The 3,918-nt window shown below is 44.6% G+C and carries 4 protein-coding genes; 3 read left to right on the plus strand and 1 reads right to left on the minus strand.

Features of this window, described 5'->3' with window-relative positions:
* Both Q0241_RS14975 and bcp read left to right on the plus strand, forming a co-directional pair.
* Window positions 1-1,967 (plus strand): bifunctional [glutamine synthetase] adenylyltransferase/[glutamine synthetase]-adenylyl-L-tyrosine phosphorylase (locus tag Q0241_RS14975; protein ID WP_299378891.1); only part of this gene is annotated, 1,967 nt, incomplete at its 5' end.
* 105 nt (window positions 1,968-2,072) lie between these two features.
* Complete coding sequence (gene bcp, locus Q0241_RS14980; protein WP_299378892.1) at window positions 2,073-2,540, plus strand: thioredoxin-dependent thiol peroxidase; 468 nt, start codon at window positions 2,073-2,075, stop codon at window positions 2,538-2,540.
* A gap of 77 nt (window positions 2,541-2,617) precedes the next feature.
* Here bcp and Q0241_RS14985 read toward each other — a convergent pair whose 3' ends face one another.
* Window positions 2,618-3,349, minus strand: coding sequence for a hypothetical protein (locus Q0241_RS14985; protein WP_299378893.1), 732 nt, complete (start codon window positions 3,347-3,349; stop codon window positions 2,618-2,620).
* A 283-nt stretch (window positions 3,350-3,632) separates the two neighbouring features.
* Between Q0241_RS14985 and Q0241_RS14990 the strand changes: the two genes are divergently transcribed.
* A partial coding sequence (locus Q0241_RS14990; protein ID WP_299378894.1) for a hypothetical protein occupies window positions 3,633-3,918 on the plus strand: 286 nt, incomplete at its 3' end.

The following is a 3,918-nucleotide window of genomic DNA, read 5'->3' on the forward strand; positions in this document are numbered from 1 at the left end:
AAGGGGGCAGCAAAATTGCGATCAAAGGACATAACATCAAACTTGGCAGGGGTGGCATTCGCGAAATAGAGTTTTTTGCGCAGACACAACAGCTTATTTGGGGGGGGCGAAATCAGGATTTACGAAGTAAATCAACTGTGTTTGCTTTGGAACAACTTCACAAAGCCCATCTGATTTCGCTTAAAGTGCTTCAAGATATGACCGAAGCTTACTGGTTTCTACGCCGTGTCGAAAATCGATTACAGATGGTAGATGACCAACAGACCCAATTTTTGCCAGATACAGACGAAGGGCTCGCTGATATCGCAGCTTTCTTGGGGTACGATAATGCAGATGAATTCAGCGAAGAATTATCAAATCACCTTCATGTCGTCGAAAATTATTACGCAGCTCTGTTTGAAGAAGATCATACCCAGCACGACACCACAAAAAATCTGGTCTTTACAGGACAAGAAGCAACACCAGTGTTACTTACAGAATTGGAAAATATCGGCTTTCAAGATGGCGCGCGTGTTTTTCAAATCATCACAAAGTGGAAACAGGGAAAATATCGGGCTGTACGATCCGAACGTTCTCGACGATTGATCACGGAAATTGTTCCGGTTCTGTTAGAAGCATTTGGAAAATCTTCGGCACCGGATACCGCTTTAAACAAGTTCGATGACTTCTTGTCTGGTCTGCCAACCGGGGTTCAGCTTTTCTCTATGCTGCAAACAAATCCCAATCTGCTGGATCTATTAGCAGAAATCATGGGATCTGCCCCTGCTCTCGCAGATCGTCTCAGCAATTCCCCTGCCCTGTTGGAAGCCGTTTTAAGCGACGATTTTTTTGCTCCCTTACCAGAATTACCTGACTTACAAAATCAACTGGAACATTTATTGGAAGAGGCTAGGGATTTTCAAGACATTCTCGATGAGACCCGTCGATGGGCAAATGATCAAAAATTCCGTATCGGACTTCAGATTCTGAGAACAACCTGTTCCATCGAACGTTCCAGTAAAGACCTTTCCAACATTGCCGAAACCAGTATTACGTCGTTACTACCGCACGTCCAAAGCGAACTGCAAAAAAGGCATGGCGAAATACCCAAAAGCAATTTTGCCATTCTGGCCATGGGTAAACTTGGCTCGCAGGAAATGACCGTCACATCAGACCTAGATCTGATCAGCCTCTATAATCTCGAAGAGAAAGATAGTCATTCTAACGGGGACCGTCCGCTTGACCCGACACAATACTTTGCCCGCTTGACCCAGCGCTTTACTAACTCTCTGAACGTCATGACGCCCGAGGGGCGTCTGTATGAAATAGATATGCGCCTGCGCCCTTCTGGCGGTTCTGGGCCGTTGGCTTTATCGCTAGAAGCATTTGAAAAATACCAACGGAACGAAGCTTGGACATGGGAACATATGGCCCTGACCCGCGCCCGATCCGTTGGACACAATCAGGTCTTTTGTGATCAGATCAACCACGTCATCAAATCAATACTCTGCACTGAAAGAGACCCACAAAAATTGGTCGATGACATTGCCAACATGCGTCAACGTATCGCCAAAGAAAAACCAGCGAAAAGCCAATGGGATATCAAACTCGTCGTAGGCGGACTAATTGATCTCGAGTTTCTGTCACAATATCTGCAATTAAGATATGCTCATGCTGATCCATCTGTATTGGACACGAACACCAAACAAGCTTTCAAACGCTTGGGCAAGGCCGGTTTTATCAACTCTGCGGACACATCCGACCTATGTGATGCCTTTGACCTATACCATCAATTGCAAAACCTGTTCCGCCTGACCACTGGCGAATATTTGGACGAGGACAAAACATCCCCCGAAGTTTTATTCCGCCTGGCAAAAGCCTGTAACGAGCCGGGATTCCCAGAACTGAAAGAACGATACTTAAAGACAAAAGACCATGTCTCGAGAATTTACAGGAAGACGATAGCTAAAAGAGCAGCACAAACATGAGCAACGAAACCTGTTTCATAATCACTCAACTTGAAAGAGCAAACCTTGTCATGATGGAATACAGACGATAATCATCACACAACATAATTTAAAAGGATCACCAGTATGACGCTCGAAATTGGCGATATTGCCCCGGATTTTACCGCTCCTATTCAAGGTAATGGCGAACTAACGCTTAGCTCGCTCAAAGGTCAGGCTGTTGTTCTTTATTTCTATCCCAAAGATTCCACCCCCGGCTGCACCACAGAGGCGTGTGATTTTCGCGATGCGCAGTCCGATTTTGCAAAACTGAACGCAAAGGTCATTGGTGTTTCAAAGGATAGCATCAAACGCCACGATAACTTTATTGCCAAAAATACCTTGAACTTTGATCTTGTCGCAGATCTCGACGGAGAAATTTGTGAAGCTTACGGCGTATGGGTTCTAAAGAAACTCTATGGTCGGGAATACATGGGTATCGAACGCGCAACTTTTTTGATTGATGCTCAAGGTGTCGTGCAGAAAATCTGGCGTAAGGTAAAGGTGAAAAACCACGTCGCGGAAGTCAAAGCAGCCTTGGAAGAGTTGGCTTAGCAGATCAAATATCATTCCCCCAATAAGATAAGGGCGTCAATAAATCGCCTACATCTTATTGAGGGAAATTTATAGTGTTATTTTAAAACGCTATCTGGAGAAAACCCACACCAAGCTGCCATTTTACGATAGGCCGCTGAAAACCCGCTCAGGGAACCAACGTACAAATCACCACCGGAATAATCATCCAGTAAGACCACTTTGTCTCCCTTGGCAAATCCGCGTAGAATATCTTGTTCCTGCCCATTTCCACTGACATTTGCATAGGGAATTCCCTCTTCATCTATGCCAACGTAAGCTGAGGATTCATAACTGCGGTTCGTGTCCCCACTGTTAATGCCCCAAAGAACAATCTGATTTTTTTGAAGATACGTTGGGTATCCCCGTGCCGTTGCTTCTTGGTATTCCACATAGGGCATCGCATTAGGGGGCAAAGCATCCCCGTCGGATATAGAGACAGTAATAGAATCATCGCCGTCCCCACCGGTGCGGATAGAACAAATGGTTCTCAGCTCCCCATCTTCGGTAACAAATGTCTCCGCGTTTGCCTGCCAGTCTTTGTATTGTTCATACAAAAAACCTTGCTTGGTCGGTCGTTCATCCTTGTATGCAACAGAAATTACCGCGGCGCTGCCACCAAAACCGGTAACACCTCGAGAGTTCAAAGGCATCAGAACAGGCGTTGCATCCTCAACAGATTCAAATAATTTATGGCTCACTATACCTTCGGCAAAGGCTGGTATCGACAGACTGGAAACCCAAACAGCTGAACTCAATAAAATTGCAAATCTTCTCAGATACCTCGTCATAAAAACAATCTCCCGTTTGAGCCATCTAATAATTGCATGCACAGTGATATAAGTCTCTTACCATAGGGTTAAATTTTGTCCTCTTTTCGGCAACCAAACCTTACCAAGTGGCCACATTCAATTCCGATATTGTTTTTTCAAGTGGTAATTTGTATTTCATTCAAATACGACAAGATCAAACCAACGAAGGCCCGCGTCATCCTTTTGACACAATATATGTGTTAGCTTTGCCCCGTCGGTAAGCTTGCACGACTTTACCTGATACGCTTTTGTAGCAAAGACAATGTTCAAAGATCTAAAAAGAATTTACAAATCCTTCAAAGCTGGAAAAAAGTTTGATAACAAACATGATTCCGTGCCTATACCCCCCTATTCTACACCCCAAAATTCTGTGCCTGAAAACAACAGCAAAGGCCAAGATAGTTTACCCCCCAAGGATCAAAAACCTTCAGGGCAAGAATTAGGTACAGCCCCCCTTGCAGCTAACCATTTTTCACAGGCGACAAAAGACCAAAAAGAAAAGCCAGCCCCTTTTTTTAAACGTTTATATACCGCCCTTTATCTTGAAG

Source organism: uncultured Kiloniella sp., from assembly GCF_937128705.1.
Taxonomy (GTDB): domain Bacteria; phylum Pseudomonadota; class Alphaproteobacteria; order Kiloniellales; family Kiloniellaceae; genus Kiloniella.